General features: G+C 39.0%; 26 protein-coding genes. 8 read left to right on the top strand and 18 right to left on the bottom strand.

Going from position 1 to position 19,182, the window contains the following annotated elements; genetic code table 11:
- Positions 1 to 49: 49 nt before the first annotated feature.
- Together AC1ECF_RS05490 and AC1ECF_RS05485 are read right to left on the bottom strand one after the other, a co-directional pair.
- Positions 50 to 472, bottom strand: coding sequence for an ArpU family phage packaging/lysis transcriptional regulator (locus tag AC1ECF_RS05490; RefSeq protein WP_480388396.1), 423 nt, complete (start codon positions 470 to 472; stop codon positions 50 to 52).
- 72 nt (positions 473 to 544) lie between these two features.
- Positions 545 to 709, bottom strand: a complete 165-nt coding sequence (locus tag AC1ECF_RS05485) for a DUF3954 domain-containing protein (protein WP_480388395.1) — start codon at positions 707 to 709, stop codon at positions 545 to 547.
- A 388-nt stretch (positions 710 to 1,097) separates the two neighbouring features.
- Here AC1ECF_RS05485 and AC1ECF_RS05480 point away from each other — a divergent pair, with 388 nt between their 5' ends.
- On the top strand, positions 1,098 to 1,424 hold the full coding sequence (locus AC1ECF_RS05480) for a helix-turn-helix domain-containing protein (RefSeq protein ID WP_480388394.1): 327 nt from the start codon (positions 1,098 to 1,100) through the stop codon (positions 1,422 to 1,424).
- Positions 1,425 to 1,438: 14 nt separating this feature from the next.
- On the top strand, positions 1,439 to 1,897 hold the full coding sequence (locus tag AC1ECF_RS05475; protein ID WP_480388393.1) for an ImmA/IrrE family metallo-endopeptidase: 459 nt from the start codon (positions 1,439 to 1,441) through the stop codon (positions 1,895 to 1,897).
- Between the two features lie 52 nt (positions 1,898 to 1,949).
- Here AC1ECF_RS05475 and AC1ECF_RS05470 read toward each other — a convergent pair whose 3' ends face one another.
- A complete protein-coding gene (locus tag AC1ECF_RS05470) occupies positions 1,950 to 2,171 on the bottom strand; it encodes a hypothetical protein (RefSeq protein WP_480388392.1) in 222 nt (73 codons plus the stop codon).
- Between the two features lie 221 nt (positions 2,172 to 2,392).
- Here AC1ECF_RS05470 and AC1ECF_RS05465 point away from each other — a divergent pair, with 221 nt between their 5' ends.
- From AC1ECF_RS05465 to AC1ECF_RS05450, 4 genes are all read left to right on the top strand, one after another.
- On the top strand, positions 2,393 to 2,602 hold the full coding sequence (locus AC1ECF_RS05465; RefSeq protein WP_480388391.1) for a YjcZ family sporulation protein: 210 nt from the start codon (positions 2,393 to 2,395) through the stop codon (positions 2,600 to 2,602).
- Between the two features lie 321 nt (positions 2,603 to 2,923).
- A complete protein-coding gene (locus AC1ECF_RS05460) occupies positions 2,924 to 3,238 on the top strand; it encodes a hypothetical protein (protein ID WP_480388390.1) in 315 nt (104 codons plus the stop codon).
- A gap of 214 nt (positions 3,239 to 3,452) precedes the next feature.
- Positions 3,453 to 3,587 (top strand): hypothetical protein, encoded by a 135-nt coding sequence (locus AC1ECF_RS05455; protein ID WP_480388389.1) that lies wholly within the window; start codon positions 3,453 to 3,455, stop codon positions 3,585 to 3,587.
- A 513-nt stretch (positions 3,588 to 4,100) separates the two neighbouring features.
- Positions 4,101 to 4,688, top strand: a complete 588-nt coding sequence (locus AC1ECF_RS05450) for an Ltp family lipoprotein (protein WP_480388388.1) — start codon at positions 4,101 to 4,103, stop codon at positions 4,686 to 4,688.
- 206 nt (positions 4,689 to 4,894) lie between these two features.
- On the opposite strand, the gene AC1ECF_RS05445 is transcribed toward AC1ECF_RS05450, so the two are convergent.
- On the bottom strand, positions 4,895 to 5,719 hold the full coding sequence (locus tag AC1ECF_RS05445) for a methyl-accepting chemotaxis protein (RefSeq protein ID WP_480388387.1): 825 nt from the start codon (positions 5,717 to 5,719) through the stop codon (positions 4,895 to 4,897).
- A 263-nt stretch (positions 5,720 to 5,982) separates the two neighbouring features.
- Positions 5,983 to 6,186, bottom strand: coding sequence for a YqaE/Pmp3 family membrane protein (locus tag AC1ECF_RS05440; protein WP_480388386.1), 204 nt, complete (start codon positions 6,184 to 6,186; stop codon positions 5,983 to 5,985).
- Between the two features lie 256 nt (positions 6,187 to 6,442).
- Between AC1ECF_RS05440 and AC1ECF_RS05435 the strand changes: the two genes are divergently transcribed.
- Complete coding sequence (locus tag AC1ECF_RS05435; RefSeq protein ID WP_480388385.1) at positions 6,443 to 7,075, top strand: DUF421 domain-containing protein; 633 nt, start codon at positions 6,443 to 6,445, stop codon at positions 7,073 to 7,075.
- Positions 7,076 to 7,448: 373 nt separating this feature from the next.
- Here AC1ECF_RS05435 and AC1ECF_RS05430 read toward each other — a convergent pair whose 3' ends face one another.
- From AC1ECF_RS05430 to AC1ECF_RS05410, 5 genes are all read right to left on the bottom strand, one after another.
- Positions 7,449 to 7,931: a hypothetical protein gene (locus AC1ECF_RS05430; RefSeq protein WP_480388384.1), complete on the bottom strand. Its 483-nt coding sequence runs from the start codon at positions 7,929 to 7,931 to the stop codon at positions 7,449 to 7,451.
- A 304-nt stretch (positions 7,932 to 8,235) separates the two neighbouring features.
- Positions 8,236 to 9,570, bottom strand: a complete 1,335-nt coding sequence (gene glnA, locus AC1ECF_RS05425; RefSeq protein WP_480388383.1) for a type I glutamate--ammonia ligase — start codon at positions 9,568 to 9,570, stop codon at positions 8,236 to 8,238.
- Positions 9,571 to 9,611: 41 nt separating this feature from the next.
- Positions 9,612 to 9,995, bottom strand: a complete 384-nt coding sequence (locus tag AC1ECF_RS05420) for a MerR family transcriptional regulator (RefSeq protein WP_480388382.1) — start codon at positions 9,993 to 9,995, stop codon at positions 9,612 to 9,614.
- A 138-nt stretch (positions 9,996 to 10,133) separates the two neighbouring features.
- Positions 10,134 to 11,384 carry a methionine gamma-lyase family protein gene (locus AC1ECF_RS05415; RefSeq protein ID WP_480388381.1) on the bottom strand — a complete coding sequence of 417 codons (1,251 nt, stop codon included), beginning with the start codon at positions 11,382 to 11,384 and terminating at the stop codon, positions 10,134 to 10,136.
- Between the two features lie 83 nt (positions 11,385 to 11,467).
- Positions 11,468 to 12,058 (bottom strand): hypothetical protein, encoded by a 591-nt coding sequence (locus AC1ECF_RS05410; protein WP_480388380.1) that lies wholly within the window; start codon positions 12,056 to 12,058, stop codon positions 11,468 to 11,470.
- Positions 12,059 to 12,120: 62 nt separating this feature from the next.
- Between AC1ECF_RS05410 and AC1ECF_RS05405 the strand changes: the two genes are divergently transcribed.
- Complete coding sequence (locus AC1ECF_RS05405; RefSeq protein WP_480388379.1) at positions 12,121 to 12,363, top strand: hypothetical protein; 243 nt, start codon at positions 12,121 to 12,123, stop codon at positions 12,361 to 12,363.
- Between the two features lie 104 nt (positions 12,364 to 12,467).
- Here AC1ECF_RS05405 and AC1ECF_RS05400 read toward each other — a convergent pair whose 3' ends face one another.
- From AC1ECF_RS05400 to glpK, 8 genes are all read right to left on the bottom strand, one after another.
- The gene (locus tag AC1ECF_RS05400) at positions 12,468 to 12,854 is read right to left on the bottom strand and encodes a type II toxin-antitoxin system PemK/MazF family toxin (RefSeq protein ID WP_480388378.1); all 387 of its coding nucleotides are present in this window, start codon (positions 12,852 to 12,854) and stop codon (positions 12,468 to 12,470) included.
- Positions 12,854 to 13,153 (bottom strand): AbrB/MazE/SpoVT family DNA-binding domain-containing protein, encoded by a 300-nt coding sequence (locus AC1ECF_RS05395; protein ID WP_480388377.1) that lies wholly within the window; start codon positions 13,151 to 13,153, stop codon positions 12,854 to 12,856. Before AC1ECF_RS05395 ends, AC1ECF_RS05400 begins: the two co-directional genes overlap by 1 nt.
- A 386-nt stretch (positions 13,154 to 13,539) precedes the next feature.
- Positions 13,540 to 13,839 carry a rhodanese-like domain-containing protein gene (locus AC1ECF_RS05390; protein ID WP_480388376.1) on the bottom strand — a complete coding sequence of 100 codons (300 nt, stop codon included), beginning with the start codon at positions 13,837 to 13,839 and terminating at the stop codon, positions 13,540 to 13,542.
- 60 nt (positions 13,840 to 13,899) lie between these two features.
- Positions 13,900 to 14,124: an RNA chaperone Hfq gene (gene hfq, locus AC1ECF_RS05385; RefSeq protein ID WP_480388375.1), complete on the bottom strand. Its 225-nt coding sequence runs from the start codon at positions 14,122 to 14,124 to the stop codon at positions 13,900 to 13,902.
- 48 nt (positions 14,125 to 14,172) lie between these two features.
- Positions 14,173 to 15,111, bottom strand: a complete 939-nt coding sequence (miaA, locus tag AC1ECF_RS05380) for a tRNA (adenosine(37)-N6)-dimethylallyltransferase MiaA (RefSeq protein ID WP_480388374.1) — start codon at positions 15,109 to 15,111, stop codon at positions 14,173 to 14,175.
- Complete coding sequence (locus AC1ECF_RS05375) at positions 15,101 to 16,018, bottom strand: alpha/beta hydrolase (protein ID WP_480388373.1); 918 nt, start codon at positions 16,016 to 16,018, stop codon at positions 15,101 to 15,103. The genes miaA and AC1ECF_RS05375 overlap by 11 nt, the downstream gene beginning before the upstream one ends.
- Positions 16,018 to 17,655 (bottom strand): glycerol-3-phosphate dehydrogenase/oxidase, encoded by a 1,638-nt coding sequence (locus AC1ECF_RS05370; protein ID WP_480388422.1) that lies wholly within the window; start codon positions 17,653 to 17,655, stop codon positions 16,018 to 16,020. The genes AC1ECF_RS05375 and AC1ECF_RS05370 overlap by 1 nt, the downstream gene beginning before the upstream one ends.
- Positions 17,656 to 17,671: 16 nt before the next feature.
- Complete coding sequence (gene glpK / locus AC1ECF_RS05365; protein ID WP_480388372.1) at positions 17,672 to 19,180, bottom strand: glycerol kinase GlpK; 1,509 nt, start codon at positions 19,178 to 19,180, stop codon at positions 17,672 to 17,674.
- Positions 19,181 to 19,182 lie beyond the last annotated feature (2 nt).

Here is a 19,182-nt window from a genome sequence, read left to right as displayed (position 1 = left end):
TCGCACTTAACTCCCTTCAACCGCCCCACTAACCTCACACCAATCTCTTTCACATTGCCTCTCCCGCATAAACCGCTATTCCCATAGCAATCCCCATCTTCTGCAAGGCCTGCGACTTAATACGGTAATAGTGTCGGTGGGAAAGATTCAGCTCTGTATATACCTCGTAGTCGAATATTTCTTCCTCCCCAAGATACTTCATGGCGATAATGGATCGCTCACGTTCGTTTAGCTTGTTCACTGCATGTATGACTAGTTCCATCACCTCTTCTCTTCTTCGTTCATAATCTACATTTGCAATAGCTGCTTTTTCAGTGGAGGAGTTTCGAGTAAAGCTTCCCGACGGAGGAACAAGTGAATAAGTGGATGTCAGCTTTGGCATTTGATCAAGTGTTGCCTGTAGCAGGTATCTGCGGTATTCCCCTAACATTTTCTCTGCGGCCTTTTTCGTTTGCATTGTATTTATTTGCATCTGCTTCCCTCCTTTAAAATAAAAAGGACACACGACTATAAAAGTCCGTGTGTCCTGGTTGTTCCAGTAACGTTATATTCTTTTCGTAGATTGAACCTCTACCAGTGTTGGCTTTCCATTTTGCCAGGTGATGATTTGTTTTCCAAATCCATTTGACGGGCTTTCAATTTTCTTGCAATCCCCTTCTTTTATTAAATAAACGCCTTGATCCAGATCATGTAACTCTTTTTCTCGCAAGTGCTTGTCCCCCTTTCTATAACCATTTCTTAAACATACTGTTTAGCAAGCTTTTCGAGTAACGGCTATATATCGGCTTGGTATTCTGCTGTCTCACCTTTCTATATTCTTCATACCCCTATCTCTTGATAACAAATGCAATCTTGTGCTCCGTTAACCCCTTCTCTAAAACCCATCTACTAACTATATAATTAGTTACTTTCAAACCCCTTTCCCCCTTTTCCGAAATGGTGACTAAATAAAAACATATGTTCTATTTTTAGCTAATATTATCACCACTATGGTTATAAGTAAATGGTTAATTTGAATTATTCGAAAATTATGTTTCCAATATGGTGACTATTAAGTTATACTGGTTAAAAAACTGAAAAGGAGGCCTTCTGCAATAATGGAGCTAAGTAATTTTGTGGGGGAGCAAATAAAAAAATGGCGTTTACTAAGGAATTTGAACCAGGAGGAATTAGCTGAAAAATTACATACGACGAAACAAACGATCTCTCGATATGAAAAAGGAGAAAGAAAGGCCAATCAAGAAGTGTTATATGAGCTAGCTAAGCTATTAGAGGTTTCCGTAAGTGAATTCTTTCCTCCTTTGGAACATAAAAAAGAAGAAACAATCCAAACGATTGCAGCGCATATCGATGAGGACGTGACAGAGGAAGAGCTAAATGACATAAAAAAATATATCGCATTTATCAAGTCACAAAGAAAGTAAAGGAGTGACCGTGAATGAGCTATGAAAAACTAATAACTCAATACCCACACATCCGAATCGTGGAAAAAGATTTGCCTAAGGGATTATCAGGACTATATTACGATCAAAATATTGAAATCAATAAATTCCAAAGCATTTATGAGAAGCATTGCATTCTTGCAGAAGAATTAGGACATTACGAGACCACTGTTGGAGACATTACAGACCTAGACAATTTACACAATCGCAAGCTGGAACAGGTCGCAAGAAGATGGGGCTTTGAGAAAATTGTATCATTTGACCACCTAATTGAATGCTATGAGCTGGGATTGACGAATGTAGAGGAGATCTGCGTCCATTTAGAAATTACGTCCCACTATCTAAAGGAAGCGCTAGAGGTCTATAAGCAACGATATGGGATTGTGGTACAATATAAAGATTTCCTGCTGTCCTTTGATCCTTTTAATGTGGAACAACTTAAGGAGGATAAATAAGATCTTTTATTCGTCATGAATAAATGGATACCAAAACAAAAGCCACTTCGTGTCAAGTGGCTTCGCTGAGGATGTATTCAAATTTTTCTACTTCTCCCGCCTCTATCGGCACCCCAAAAAGTAGCGGTCCACTGGTCGTCATTTTGATATCCGCCTTGTTTTCTTTGAGTAATTTTTTATATACCTCTTGGTTGATGATTATTTTCGTTATCTGCTTCCCCTGCTCGGTTAAATAATCAAATCCGTCCTTCATTCTATTTACTACCATCTCCATACTCTTACCTCCCAACTAATTCCTTTCACTAGCATTTCCCCTATTTATCTAAATATGTCTCTCATTATTTTCCTATTAAATCATGCTTTCATTACCTTAGGGACTACTAATTAAATTATTAAAAATAATTTGCTATTCTCCTTCAATCTAAACGTTTTCATTATGTGTTCCATTCATTTGTGCGTACAATATCATATCAACTACAAAGGAGGTGCTTAATTATGTATAATCAAGGCTATTCCCAAAACTATCAGTCTAATAATTGCGGTTGTAACTATCAATCTGATTATAGTGGATGTAACTACCAATCATATGGAGGTGGAGGGTCCCGTAAAAACAACAGCTTTGCATTACTAGTTGTTTTATTTATCCTTCTAATCATCATTGGTGCAACATTTTCAAATAATCGTCACGACGGGCACGACTGCTAATATCGTGTGACCTAACCGTTGTTCTTTGTATGTGTAAACAATCTTTGGGACAGGTTTCTAAAAAAACCTGTCCTTTTTTAATTGAATATTCTACGCCTACGTTCATAACTTATACTTAAGTGCATCGACCAATACCCAACATCACAAGATACCTGGACTTAATAGCAAAATAGATGGTCCAAATCACAAGATCCCTCCACATAATCGCAAGATGAATCGGTCTAATTTCTTTCATGCTACCCTATCATTTAATGGATTATTACGGTAAATTATATAAAAGCCATCATCTGTTAGTTTGTTCTTTGAGATAGGAGGATTTTCTTGAATTTCATCACATTTATCATTTTAATTGTTTCTTTCCTAGTCTCGACAGTCTCTTCCGTTTGGATGATGAAAAGGAATAAAAAAAGGAAAGCAAGGTTGATCGCATTTGGAATAAATGCTTTTATTTTGTCCTTTGCCAGCCTCCTACTATATAAGTTGGACGTTCAAACTTTTCATAAAGAAGCGGAAGGTTTATTTGGCAGTTTAGGTATAGTCGTATTTATATTTTTTATTCCAATTCTAACGACTATCAATTTCTGGATACTTGAGCTTGCACCGAAAAGCAAGACAAGTCCCTCCACCCCTTTATAAGTTCGATAAGTGTACTTTTCATCTAATTTATGTTAAGATAGTCAAATCATTAAACAATTAATGGAAATTTTTTGACTTTTCTTAGTCACCTTCCACTAGTAGGAAGTAGGCAGTTTAAATGATCAAAGATAATATCATGAAAATGCTACAGACTCTCTGCATGTATAACAACGTCGAAATTAAACATACCTTCAGTTTAAAGGATGAACCTGTCTTGACCGTGCGTTGTTTAAAAGATACAACTACCATTGAGCTAACCAATCTTTCTGATAACTCAGTAACGCTATTTGATAACTTGGATGATGCAGCAGAAGCTCTGGAACATCTAATGTCCGAGTATTCGTTGTAACTACACATTCTATAGACTTAATGAAAATTAGCATACCTTTTTGTAAACCACCATTGCCTACTGGGCTACGGTGGTTTACTTTTTTTGGCGGAGTGAAACAATCAGGCGTCGGCCGTGAATACGAGTTAGAAGGCATCAAATCCTACACGGAAACACATGGCATCAACTTACCGAATGACTTAGAGTTACCTTATATTCTGGAATAAGATTTATGAGCAGAAAGGTCATCATGAGTAAGTGTGATGGCCTTTTTTCAGTTCAATTCTGCAAAAACATTTCCCCCTCTCCTCTACAAAGATATACACCTAAATATTATTATTTTTAAAATAATTTTAGGTAATTATAATCTTTTTAAACATCAAAATTAATCGAAACAGACCTTATATTCAGGCTAAAATAAAGCATCATATATATATATTTAACTAATTTTCCTAGATAAATAATCCTGATTTAATCTGGAAAGAATTTAAACACACAGTATAATAGATTCAGTAAATGAGGGAGGTAGTAAAAATGTCTGAAAAAAACCAAACTAAAAAACCTTTTTACAAAAAGTGGTGGTTCATCGTTATTGCAGTAATAGTTGTTATCTCAGCAATAGCATCAATGGGCGATGAAACTGAACAAGTCGAAACTAGTTCCTCAAAAAACGAAGAGCTTGTAGAAGAAACGCCACAAGAAAAAGTAGATACGGAAACGGATGAGACTACTCAAGAAGCAGTAGATACTGAAGTAGAGAAAACAGAAGAAAAAGCTGAAGAAAAGGAAGCTCAAGAACAAGCTAAAGAAGAAAGTGTTCCAAGAGAATATAAAGCTGCACTAAAGAAAGCTGAAATATATGCTGAAACAATGCACATGTCAAAAGCAGGGATTTATAATCAGTTGACATCTGAATATGGGGAAGGCTTCCCACCTGAAGCCGCTCAATACGCTATTGACAACATTGTATGTGATTGGAAAGAAAATGCGTTAGAAAAGGCAAAAATATATGCTGATACTATGAGCATGTCAGATTCCGCTATTTACGATCAATTAATTTCTGAACACGGAGAAAAATTTACGCCAGAAGAAGCTCAATACGCAGTAGATAACTTACAATAATATAATCATAAAAAGGAAACCTAAAGAGAAATCACTTGAAGGTTTCCTTTTACATTTTAATAGGACCTAAGCCGTTTTACTCTCCAATTCCAATGAAAACGCCCTTCTCTAAAACCTAAATATTTTGCCTTTTTCATATAACCCCTACTTTCCAGATTTACATATGAGAAAAACCACCTTCCTTCCTGGTAGGTGATTTGACTTCATTATCTAGTCAGGTCTTCAAATTCCTCGAGATACTCAGCGAATTTTGTTTGAGTTTTTATGATGGATTTCTGTAGTGCTTCCGTTACCTCACTAACTTTCATCACTTCTCCTACAATATTGCTCACGTTTTCATTTACATCATTAATCGCCTGGTCCACATTACCGGACAATCTTCTTACCTCATCTGCTACTACTTTAAATCCTTGCCCATGTACACCAACTCTAGCTGCTTCAATTGCCGCGTTTAAAGCAACCATATTTGTTTGCCGAGAAATATTTCGAATTCCAATGGAAGTATCATTTATTAGGTCAGTTTGTACTTTTAAGGAATCAATCGCTTTCATTTTTTCGCTGGAGTTATCGATTACTAAGTTCACTAGCTCCTCTGTCATGTTTTTCAACCTGGAAATTACTTCGGTTGTCGTGTTCTCTCTTTCTGTAATATCAGTAGCTATTTTTAATATAGCCTCGACCGTATTTTCACTTGAAAGAATAGGGATATAAGTAGCTTCCAGCCAAATTATATTGCCATTTTTACCAACTCGCTTGATTTTTTCTTGAAATTTTAGCCCTTTTTCTAGATTTGACCACAGTATTTCATATTCTTCACTTTCCACAAATTCTCTTGTACAAAATTGCATATGGCTAGCATATAAGATTTCCTCTACTTTATATCCAAGCGTTTGAGCAAAATTTTCGTTAACCCAAATAACTCTTTTGTTCATATCAAATTCAATCATTGCTAGATTAGACTCTAATGCAGATAAAACATTATTTCCATCCAAAACCTGTGTGCTAATACCTTTATTGATCGCTAATACCATATAATTTACCCCTTTGTTTGTACTTCCACTTGATTATATCACCAAAAAATCCCATGCGTTACAACTAAATAAAAATTTATAAAATGACTGTGATATACCACTTTCCCTGAAAGGTATTTTGACCCAACTAACTTACTGTTATTGTCGGACTAGCTAAGTAAAGAATGTCTATTTATATATGGGAAGTATTTTACTTCTCTTTATTCTAAAACCCTATTTTAACAAAAATAAAAAGCCACACCTTGTGAGGCATGACTTGATGGTTAATGTCTGTTCGCTTTGCTAATTAATTCAGCTTGTTTCTTCATTCTTTGATTTGCTTTGTGTTCGTTCACCACTAGGACCGCATGGATCACAGCAGGTATCCACACTAAGAAACATAATAATAAATTAATAAACGCTTGAAATGGTCTCCCTACAAGCAGCACTGCAACTGGTGGTAAAAAGATTGCTAGTAAATATAACATCGTCTCTCTCCTTCTTATGTAGTATAAATATCATACTATACATAACATTTCCACATCAACTTAATAAAATATTGACAATAATCATTTATTTAGCATAGTTAGATCAAAGTTTCTTTCCTATACACTTATAGTTATGCGCACGAAACAGCTCCTCTATTCTTTTCTTATAGTAGAAACCAGATTTTAAACTTTCAAAGGATTCTATGGATAGAAATAAACCAATTTACTAATACTAATGCAACTTATCAGTATCGAGGTGACATTGTTGGATACTAACTTAATTTGGAAATCTATTCTTATCATTATCTTCGGCATATTATTAATACGCTTATCAGGAAGACGATCAATCTCTCAAATGACCATTTCTCAAACAGTCATTATGATTTCTATCGGCACACTTTTGATACAGCCTGTGAGTGGAGAAAATATCTGGGTCACCTTTGTAATTGCATCTATACTTGTAGCAACCTTACTGGTAATCGAATTTATTCAGATGAAATGGGACTTTAGCGAAAAACTGTTAACGGGCCGCGCTAAGGTTGTCATTGAGAACGGTACATTACACGAAGAAAACTTACGTAAATTACGACTTTCTGTCGATAAACTAGAAATGCGTTTACGACAGAAAGGAATAGAAAAAATAACAGACGTAGAATGGGCAACAATCGAACCCAGCGGACAATTAGGTTATTCCCTAATGGAGAAAAAGAAGCCCGCCACCAAGGAAGACATTGATAAAATCCATGAATTGCTCTCCCAGCTAATAGCTCAAAATCAGATTAATACCTTACTACCCCAATCGAAAAATAAAGCAAAAGAAGCTAGTTCTAATTTATTTTCTGAAATAGAGGAAGGTCATACTACTGAACATCCTGAGCTGCTAGAGTGAGGGTTTTTAATGGTGTATGACTTACAATAATAAAAATTAGAGATGCATCCTTTATGTGTCTTCATGTATTAATTAAGTGGATTGTCCATTGGGTAAAACAATTGATTCCATTCTATTTCTCACATTCCTTCCTAAACAAAAAGACAACGCCCAGGCATGCTTTATGACCGAACGGTGTTATGTAAGACCTTATAATCCTGTTAATCTTAATCATCATCATATATTGCTCACGTTCCTATGGATGAATAGTTATGCGATATTTATTTTTTAACGCTTTCAATCCTGCTAGTCAACAATATGAATAGTCGGTAGCTCACATTTTTTCTATCTGGATTTACGAATTGACAGAAAGCTTCGGTTGCACTAATACACTTCAAGAATCGAGCTTGTGAAAAATATTAAGTATTTTCATTTTAACCGAATATCCTATTAGATTTCCGTACTTAAAATCTTTTGAAGCTCGAGCTTCAAACTCTGCAATCCAATCTCTTTGTCCCATCTCATTGACTTTTGTTTCATACATTGAAAAGCTAGTGGAATCACCATTATTCAGCTTTCTCTTTATGTTTTCTGTAGCTCTTTCATAATCAAATGTTATAACGGCAACTTCCTTTAAAGAAATTTCACCTGCCGAGTATAAAGAATCAGCGATATCTACTAAATCTTCAAATGTTGACTTTCTTATATTATATTTATTAGAAAGATCCTCATAAATATCGTCAGTCGATTTATTTTCGATTTCCTTATTTTTAACTCCGCTTGTTCTTGCCATTGATTTTTCAAAATTTCCATCAGCTTGCGATTTCGTTAGTGGTCGTTGATATGTTGCCAAGTTTCCTAAAGAATTAATTCTCATACAATCCCTCATCACCTTTGTAATATTCTTAAATAGTATTATTTAAAATGAAAAAAATCTGCATGAAAACCTAGATTTTATAATGAATTTGTATATCCACCTTAATTTATAACGAAAAACTATAAATATACTCATTATTAATATCGGTTAAAGCTCCCTTTTTATTAGATATTGACACAATTTTTCCCAATAGCGCCAGTAATCAAGGTACAATATAAGACTCCCTCACAAAGAAAAACACCGTCCAGTCATACAAATGACCAAACGGTGTTTTCTTCATATCTGTTCTAAAAGTCTATCAATCTTAATACATCTTCAAGTATTGCTCGCGTTCCCATGGATGTACAGTAGTTCTGAACATATCCCACTCGATTTCTTTTGCTTCAAGGAAGTTTGCGTAGATGTGCTCGCCTAGTGCACCTTTGATTACTTCGCTCTTAGACAATTCTTTGATTGCTGCGTGTAATGTTGGCGGGAGGTTGTGGATGCCTACTTCTTCTCTTTCTGCTTCTGTCATTACGTAGATGTTGCGATCTACTGCTGGTGGTGGAGTCATTTTGTTTTTGATTCCATCAAGACCCGCTTGTAGGATTACTGCCATTGCAAGGTATGGGTTTGCAGCTGGGTCAACAGAACGAACCTCGATACGAGTGCTTAGTCCGCGAGAAGCTGGGATACGGATAAGTGGACTTCTGTTTTGAGCTGACCAAGCTACGTAACATGGTGCCTCGTAGCCAGGAACTAGACGTTTGTATGAGTTTACAGTCGGGTTCGTGATAGCTGTGAAGCTTTGCACGTGGTTCAGGATACCAGCCATGAATTGCATTGCTGTTTCACTTAGTTGAAGCTCTGCAGACTCATCGAAGAATGCATTTTCTTTTCCTTTGAATAAAGAAACGTTACAGTGCATTCCAGATCCGTTTACGCCGAATAATGGTTTTGGCATGAATGTTGCATGCAAGCCGTGCTTACGAGCAATTGTTTTTACTACTAGTTTAAAGGTTTGGATGTTATCACATGCAGTTACTGCATCCGCATATTTAAAGTCGATTTCGTGCTGTCCTGGAGCTACCTCATGGTGAGAAGCTTCGATTTCAAAGCCCATTTCTTCTAGCTCAAGCACGATATCACGACGGCAGTTTTCCCCAAGGTCCACTGGTGCTAAGTCAAAGTATCCGCCATGGTCGTTTAAGTCTAGAGTTGGCTCACCTTGAGCATCTAATTTAAATAGGAAGAACTCTGGCTCTGGTCCTAGGTTGAAGCTAGTAAACCCTAATTCTTTCATTTCCTTCATAATACGTTTCAAGTTACTACGTGGGTCCCCAGCGAATGGAGTACCATCTGCTTTATTTACGTCACATATTAAACGAGCAACCTTCCCTTTTCCTGTGATCCAAGGGAATACTACCCAAGTATCTAAATCTGGTACAAGATACATATCAGATTCTTCGATACGTACGAAGCCTTCAATTGAAGAGCCATCGAACATCATTTTGTTATCGAGAGCTTTATCGAGCTGACTTACTGGAATTTCAACATTTTTAATCGTACCTAGTATATCTGTGAACTGAAGACGAATGAAATTTACCTCATGTTCCTTTACGAACTTTTTAATATCTTCCTTAGTATACTTGCTCATTTTTCCACTCTCCTAAATATTTGATAATATGTGAACCTCGCTTATCGAAAGAAGCGAGATAGGTCCCCTTGTCGTAATGAAGCTCTTTGTTGTCTTTGTGCCAGTTGCATCTCTTCTTTGACAATTGCTCGTAATTCTTGGTCAGAGATGACTTGGTGGGCATTTTTAGAGACTGCTGGATTTTTTTTCATTTCAAAAATCTGTTTGATTCCAGCAATATTCACGCCTGATTTTAAGAGGTCTTTTATTTCTAATAAGACATCTATATCATCTAGCGAGAACATCCGCTGCTTACCTTCCGTACGTGCAGGCTGTACCAGTTCTTGTTCTTCATAGTAGCGTATTTGTCTAGCTGTTAGACCTGTTAGCTGCATGACTGTATTCATTGATAGCAGTGGCATGGAACGTCTCCACTCTTTTTCCATCGCCGCACCTCCTATGTAGGTTATATGGATAGTATATGTCACGTTAGCTAACATGTCAACACTATGTAAGCAATTCTAACATAAATTTTTTTAAAAAAATATACCACTTCTAAATTTTTAGAAAGTGGTATAAATTTGTTAGGATTTGATGGATTGAACTGCGCCTAAAATCGCATATTTGACATGTTCATATGTCAAACCACCCTGAATAAAAGCGGTAAATGGTGGACGAATTGGGCCATCTGCAGTTAATTCCATACTTGAGCCTTGAATGAACGTACCGGCAGCCATGATGACGTCATCCTCATAACCAGGCATGTAGGCTGGCTCAGGTGCAAACTGTGCATTAACAGGTGAATGCTGTTGAATAGCTTTACAGAACTGAATCATCTGCTCCGCTGTTTGGAAGGAGACGGATTGAATTAAATCGGTTCGCTTAGATGTATAATGGGGCTCAGTTGTCATCCCTACCTCTTCTAGCACAGCAGAAGTAAAGATAGCTCCTTTTACGGCTTGGGAAACGATATGAGGTGCCAGGAAAAAACCTTGATACATATCAAGTAATGTACCAAGAGAAGCTCCTGCCTCTCCTCCTATACCCGGAGAAGTCATCCGATAAGCACATTTTTTCACAAACTTTTCTTTTCCTGCGATATAACCGCCTGTTTTTGCTAATCCACCACCTGGGTTTTTAATAAGTGATCCAGCCATTAAATCGGCTCCCACATCTGTCGGCTCTAGCTCCTCCACAAATTCTCCGTAGCAGTTATCCACGAAAATAATCGCATCTTCTTTTATTGCACGAATACGCTGCACCATCTCCTTGATTTGATCAATCGTAAAGGATGGTCTTACCGCATATCCCTTAGAGCGTTGGATCGCAATAACCTTCGTGCGGCTATGTACTGCTTTTTCTACAGCTTCCCAATCAATCTCTCCTGTAGAAAGTAAATCCACATGCTGATAGCTGATTCCGAAATCTGCTAGAGAGCCAGTGTCCTCTTCCCCTCCGCTTACAATCGATTGAAGCGTGTCGTATGGCTTTCCTGTTATGTAAAGCAGCTCGTCGTTTGGTCGTAGTACACCAAACAGGCTGATGGAAATCGCATGCGTACCCGAGATAATTTGCGGGCGAACTAGTGCAGCCTCTGCTCCAAATGTCATCGCGTACACCTTTTCTAATGTATCTCGACCTTCGTCATCGTAGCCGTATCCAGTGGACGTTTGGAAATGATGGTCACCCACCTGGTGAGCTTTAAATGCATGAAGGACCTTTTGTTGGTTATGGAAGGCAATTTTTTCCACCTCTTTATGGTAAGCAGCTACTTTTTCTTCTGCTTTTGCTGCTAATGTAAGTGTTTGTTCTGTTAGTGTCGTAGTAAATATCATGATATCTTTCTCCTTTTTTTATTCCTTCTATATGATAAAGGAATCAACAAAAAAAGGCTAATTTCCTTTTGGAAATTAACCAGTTAGTCCTCCCAGTAAAAAATGGCATGCATGAGGACATAATCCCGAGGCTCACTATAGATAGTTGGAATTTCCGCTTGAAACGGCAAAGGCATGTTGATCAATTCCTCCCTCAACAGCTCATAACCAAATTCGGTTAACGCATCCGTTATCTTATCTGCGACCGGAAGGAATTTATCGCTGATACGCAGTTGGCTTGGACTTGTTAGAGAGCCGTAAGCGCCGCCAGTCATCTCACCAGTCTCAATCCGAAACGTTTTATATCTCGTATCCTCTCCCATAATTGCTACAGGCGCTAGACGACAGATATAGAGAAGAAGCCCCTCTGTCTCCTCTTCTCGTGTCCATTTATTCTCCGAGCTTCGCTTATCCTCCTCACGGTAGCAATAAAACTCTACAAAGGAGGCATAGCCGCTCCCAAAATGCTTCCACTCTGCTTCACATATGATGCCAGGGATCCTATCGATCCGGTAAAACAACCTACGAATATGTGCTTCTACCTCATCATCGTCATTTGTATCATAAGGGTAGGAGTCACCAATCATTTTCCCTGCAATTAGATTTCTCAATTGCTCTTCGGTAAACATCAACATTTGCTCACTCCTTTTGTTAAAATGAAATATATTCCAATTATTTCCTTGAAGGAGGTGTTATTTTGAATAAAGGCACGCAAGTAATTATAGGGGTAGGTCTTATCGTAGCTAGTGGCATTTTATTTACAATCGAACGACTAAGCTCTTACATCTATTGGCTAGCACAAGCAGCGCATAATCAGTATCAGCCAGAACCAGAGATTTTCTATTTTCAAAACTGGTTTGTATGGATCTTTCTTGGTACAGGTCTGCTAATCCTTATGTATGCATTTTCAAAAGAAATAAATCGTATTTTGTTTACTTGAAAGAAGAACACAAGATTCCATATATAATTTTAAGTCTTTGTGGTAGCTATCCACTAAGGGTAGTCCAAATTTCTATTTAAAAACCTCTTTCAAAAGAAAGAGGTTTAAGATAAAAATGTCTGTATCTTTGCAAGACATTCCTCGATTATTTCATCCATTATCTCAGTTTGAGCATCATCCAAATGATAACTTTTAAGAATTTTGATGTTTCTAGCTTTCCAATCTAACGTTTTTACTTGATCCGTTAGTATTACCCCTGTTACTGGAAAACCATCGCCATCTAGGGTAATCCCCTCCTTGGGTAAGGGGACTTCAAAAGGATATCCTTTTTCTTTACTTGTAATGGGACAAACTGCCGCAAATCCCGTCGCCTCATTAAATTCTCTCGGAGATAAGACTATAGCATTTCTTCTGCCAGCTTGTTCATGACCAGCTTGTGGATAGAAGCTTAATACAATTAAATCGCCTCTTTTCGGCACTTTAGATTCCATTATATTAGCTCACGACCCTCTTTACCTAATTCAATTTCAGCATGACGATTTTCAGCAGTAATCCGAGAAAGAAGTTCATCTAAACTATATTCTTTTTTTACCTTTTTTGGTTTTATCGTAATAACTCCTTGCTGGGAGCTTACGCTTAATTCTAATTCAGTTCCTTGGTCAATTCCTATTTTGTCAGCAGCTTCTTTCGGGATGCGAATACCTAAACTGTTACCCCATTTTTGAGCAATAACTGTAGACATATAGTCAACCCCTTTATTATGGTTTAATCGGTTTTCCTTTTTTTTCATATTATCACACTCTTCCCCAAATGTATATACATAGTATATACATCCAAGATAAAAATATTCGTGGTCCTATCAACATATAAATAATTTTTATAGAAAAAACCGAAGCATCACCATGTCGGCAACATCTCAATCTTCGTTATTTAAATGGGGTTACTCTCACTTAAAGAGTAGTTACTCTCGTTCAAGACGAGATTACTCTCACTCAGCCGGGGTTTACTCTCGGATAGGAGCAATTTACTCTCATTCGAGGAGTTTACTCTCGTTCGAGTGACCTTTACTCTAGTTCAAGTCAATTTTACTCTCGTTCAGACTCAGACTTCTCACTGCGGTCAAAATGAAAGAAGCCCTTACGATGTTAAAATCGTAAGGGCTTCTCTGTCAATGTCTTATAACTCTACTTCGCCTTCCCAGTCCAGCATTCCGCCAGCAACATTGGTTACGTCGAAGCCGTTTTCCTCTAGGATTTGGCAAGCCATGGCGCTTCTGCCTCCAGCCTTACAGATAATATAATGCGGCTTCGACTTGTCGATTGAATCCATGCTTGCTTCTACATCACCTAGTGCGATATGTACTGCTCCTGGAATAATTCCAGTCGCAACCTCTTCTTTTTCTCGAACGTCAATAACGCTTACCTCTTCGCCGTTATCAACCTTTTCTAGTAATTCTTGTGCGGTGATCGTTTTCATGATGAACTCTCCATTTCTTTATAGATAATAGAATAGAAATGAATCGTTCTGATTCATTTCTTATTCCTCTTCAGACAATTTTACTGGTTTAGAAGGTGCGAATGTGGAAATCGCATGCTTATAGATTAGTTGCTGCTTTCCATCAGACTCAAATAACACCGTAAAGTTATCGTATGACTTTACAAGCCCCTTTAACTGAAAGCCGTTTAATAAAAACACCGTTACGAAAATATCATTTTTTCGTAATTGATTTAAATAATTGTCTTGAATATTCATCGGTTTCATCCCAATACCCCCACTTGTATGCTTTTACATAAAAATTCTGTACCTTTTTTAATTATTCGATGCTATTTCTGGATTTTCCTGCAAGAATGCATGAATTTCTTTTAAAATTCTTTCTTCTTCTGTAAATGGATTGTACCAGTGGATATCCATCTTGTTTCGGAAATAGGTGAGCTGTCGCTTCGCATATCTCCGAGAGTTTTGCTTCAGTTTATCGACCGCTTCCTCTAGTGTCAGTTGTCCAGCTAGATAAGCATAGATTTCCTTATAGCCGATCGCTTGTATGGACTGGACATCCTTCAGCCCACTTTTATAGAGACCTGTCACCTCTTCTAACAGGCCATTTTCCATCATGATATCTACTCGTTTATTGATTCGTTCATATAAGACTTCCCGATCAATGGAAAGACCTATGATGAAATGCGGATAGACACTTTCCTGGCCCTGATCTTGTTCGATCTCATGCTTTTGTTTCCCTGACAGAATCACTCGTTCAATCGCACGGATGACACGCTGCCGATTATTAGGATGGATAGAGTCGGCTGCCTCCGCATCAAGCTTTTTCAATTTTTCATAAAGCTCTTCCGACGATAGAACCTCTAGCTTCTCTACAAGCCCCGCCTCTTTCACTGGCTGCTCCGTGAAACGGAAATCATACAAAACGGATTGAACGTAAAGCCCCGTACCTCCGACGATGATCGGCACCTTTCCTCTCGAAGAAATCTCCTCTATCTTTGCTCTTACCAGACGCTGATATTCCGCTACCGAAAAGCTTTCGTCAGGTTCCTTTATATCAAGGAGATGATGAGGGACACCCGCCATCTCTTCTTTCATAATTTTGGCTGTCCCGATATCCAAGCCTCTATAGACCTGCATGGAATCTCCATTGATTACTTCTCCATTTACTTCCTTCGCAAGCTTAATGCTAAGCGCCGTTTTTCCGACCGCGGTTGGGCCGACTATTGCTATTACTGCTGGTTTATTTTTCATTTTTCAACATCCAATTTAGCAGGTACTCATATGTTTGCTGCCTGTTTATTTCATTTAAAATTTCATGACGCGCTTTTTCTACAATATGCACGGTGATATTGGTCATCCCTGCCTTTTTCATTCCTTCAGCGACGCTAAATGCATCCTTGCCGTTTTTCCCGACTGGATCGTACTCACCACCGATTAAGAGAACAGGGATATCCTTTCTGATTTTGTCAATTTCCTCTTTTAGATGAATGGTCTTTAACCCGCCAAACATATCTGTATACAGCTTGTTGGTAGGAATAAAACCACACATCGGGTCTTCAATGTATTCTTGCACCTTCGCTTCATCTCTTGATAGCCAATCAAAAGGAGTTTTCGGATTGGTGATTTGCTTATTGAAGGCACCGAAGACTAGTGAATTTAATAATGGACTCTCTGTCTGTGGGGAATGAATCTTAGATTGGAACTTCCCTAGAAGGATTCCAGCGTCACCCATTATACCAGGACTATACATCGTGGCGCTTAATACCGCCTTTGAAAGTGTGTGACTATACTTTTGCATATATCTTCTTGCGATGAAGGAGCCCATGCTATGCCCTAACAAGATGAGCGGAACTTCTTTATTTTCATATACGATATGCAGGACCTCACGGACATCCTCTACTACTCGGTCAAAGCCGTCTCCGTCACCGTAATACCCATATTGCCCATTTTTTTCGGCAGTCCTTCCGTGACCACGGTGATCATGTCCGCTGACAGTAATGCCGTTAGCCACTAAAAATTCCGCAAACTCTTCATACCTTCCAACATGCTCCGCTAGCCCATGCAAAATATGTACATGCGCTACCGGATTTTCTGCATTATACCGAACGATATGCACCAAGTGCCCATCAGACATTGACCCTTCCATTATTTCTTTCACTATTCTTCCCTGCTTTCCGATAAAGTCGCATCCTCCTGGATTTCATCTAATTGCTTTCGGAAAGAAGCTGTTTCCTCTTCTGAATAGTTCAGAAGCTGCTTCATTACCTGTAAGACGTCATCCTTATATAATTTAAAATGGTCTATATGGAAATAAAGCATACCTGTTCTTCTAACTAAAAAGTCTACAGGGGAATATGCCATCTCGTGATGTACGGCATAATATACCTGTGCCAGCAATCCTAATGGAAGCGGAGAGGAGACAGCGGAAAGGATATGTGCATATTCAAAAACCTTATCCACGTTAGAGCCGTATAGCTTTGCTAGTCTTCTACCTTCTTCATGACTTAGCCCATACTGTGGCGCAATTTGTTCTTTTGCATAAACAAATGCCTCGAACTGATCCGCCCCTCCGATATCTCCTCCTGAAAGTGGAAGATGCTTCGTAATACAAGGACCGTATTCTTCATCCCCAAGCTGCTTGGAAATCTTATCGACAATCATCTCTGCCATTTTTCGGTATCCAGTCAGTTTTCCTCCGGCAATTGTCAGTAGACCAGCTTCTGACTCCCAAATTTCATCCCTCCTGGATATTTCAGAGGGATCCTTGCCTTCTTCATAAATGAGCGGTCTAACACCAGCCCACGTTGATTCTACATCCTTCATTCCCACTCGGACCTCAGGGAACATATAATGGATCGCATCTAATAAGTACTCGACATCTTTTTTAGTCGCGACTGGATTATGGATTTTCCCTTCAAAGAAGGTATCTGTCGTACCAACATATGCTTTTCCTTCTCGTGGTATCGCAAAGACCATTCGTTTATCTGGTGTATCGAAATATACTGCCTGCTGTAACGGAAAAATAGATTGATCAACGACAATATGAACGCCCTTTGTCAGTCGAAGCTTTTTCTTATTCTCGATTCTATCCAAGGCACGAACAGTATCCACCCATGGACCAGTTGCATTGACAACCTTTTTAGCATGGACATGAATACGTCTATTGCTAACGACATCTAAGATTTCAGCACCAACTACTTGGTTCTTGTCATTGTATAGGAAGGATTTTGCCTTCGCATAATTAAGACAAACTGCCCCTCGTTCCATTGCCTTTTTCACTACCTCGATGGTCAATCTTGCATCATCCGTTACATATTCAACATATAACCCTCCGCCGAGGAGCTTATCCTGTTTGACTAAAGGCTCTCTCTCTACTGTTTCCTCTGGAGTAAGCATTAGTCTTCTTTCTTCCCTTTTCACACCAGCGAGAAAATCATATAGCTTGAGACCTGCAGCTGTCGTGAACGGTCCAAAGGTTCCTCCCTTATGGAAAGGAAGCAGCATGCCCGTAGGCTTAGAAACGTGTACTGCGTTATCATAAACGATTTCTCTTTCCTTCCCTACCTCTGCTACCATTTTCACTTCCAGCTGCTTCAAATAACGTAATCCTCCATGGACCAGCTTGGTGGACCTACTAGAAGTACCTGCTGCAAAATCCTGCATTTCCACAAGTGCAACAGACATCCCTCTTGTTACGGCATCTAAAGCGATACCTGCTCCCGTGATTCCGCCACCAATGATCAGGACATCAAATTCATAATAATCTAAGGTATTTAGTATTTGTTCTCGTTCCATAGAAGATCTCACTAATCTACACCTCTTCTTCTGTTAATTTAAACATCCTTGTTGCCTCTACAGCTTTTTCCCATCCTCTATATAACCTTTTTCTTGTCTCTTCATTCATATCTGGCTCATAGATCTTCTGACTTTCTCGCATCGCACAAAGCTCATCGATGTCCTTCCAGAAGCCAGTTGCAATCCCAGCTAAATAAGCTGCTCCAAGTGCAGTTGTCTCGTTTAGCTTTGCTAGCTCTACCGGAAGTTTTAGCATATCGCTTTGGAACTGCATAAGAAATTCGTTGCCGACAGCTCCACCGTCTACTCGAAGTGCCTCTACCTTCACCCCAGAATCCTTTTCCATTGTATCCAGCACATCCTTCGTCTGGTAGGCAAGGGATTCCAAGGTTGCCCGAATGAAATGCTCCTTGGTCGTTCCTCTCGTAAGCCCAAAGATAGAGCCTCTTGCATCAGAATCCCAGTAAGGAGTTCCTAGGCCGACAAAAGCCGGGACGAAATAAACATTATCCGTGGAGTCCACTCGTTTGGCATATTCTTCTGAATCCGAGCTTTTTTTGAGCATTCGCAGGCCGTCACGTAGCCACTGTATCGCGGAGCCTGCCACAAACACACTACCTTCCAGTGCGTAAGTGACCTTCCCGTCTATCCCCCAAGCAATCGTCGTAAGAAGACCAGATTCACTTGGAATCGCTTCTTCCCCTGTATTTAATAGCATGAAGCAGCCTGTACCGTACGTATTTTTCGCCATTCCCTTATCAAAGCAGCATTGTCCGAAAAGTGCCGCCTGTTGGTCGCCAATCGCTCCAGCAATGTCCACCTCTTTCCCAAAAAAGACACTAGGATCTGTTTTGGTATATACCTCAGAGGACGAACGAACCTCGGGAAGCATAGACATCGGAATATCTAAAAGCTGACAAATTTCCTCATCCCATTTTTGCTCATAAATGTTATAGAGCATCGTTCGAGAAGCATTAGAATAATCCGTCACATGCGCTTTTCCGTTGGATAGCTTCCAAATAAGCCACGTATCGATCGTACCGAAAAGTAAGTCTCCAGCTTCAGCCTGTTCCCTCACTCCCTCTACGTTGTCCAGGATCCACTTGATCTTGGTTGCAGAAAAGTACGGATCGAGCTTCAGACCAGTTTTTTGTTGGAATAAATCCTCCAGCTCCTGCTTCTTTAACTCTTCAATAATCGGTTGTGTCTGTCTAGATTGCCAAACAATCGCATGATAAACAGGCTTCCCCGTATTTTTATTCCAAACCACCGTCGTTTCTCGTTGGTTCGTAATCCCGATAGCATGTATATCTTCCGGCTGGTTCCCACTTTGCGTCAACACTGTGGCGATAACAGAAAGCACAGATCCCCAAATTTCCTGCGCATCATGCTCCACCCAGCCAGACTTCGGAAAGAGTTGCTTAAACTCCTGCTGTGCCGAATGGACGATATTGCCCTGCTTATCAAAGATAATCGCTCTTGAACTTGTAGTCCCCTGATCAATAGCTAAAATATAGTTTCCCATCA

The organism is Psychrobacillus sp. Z3-81, from assembly GCF_056620325.1.
The sequence above is the reverse complement of the archived record's forward strand: the minus strand, read 5'-3'. Positions and strand labels throughout refer to the sequence as shown.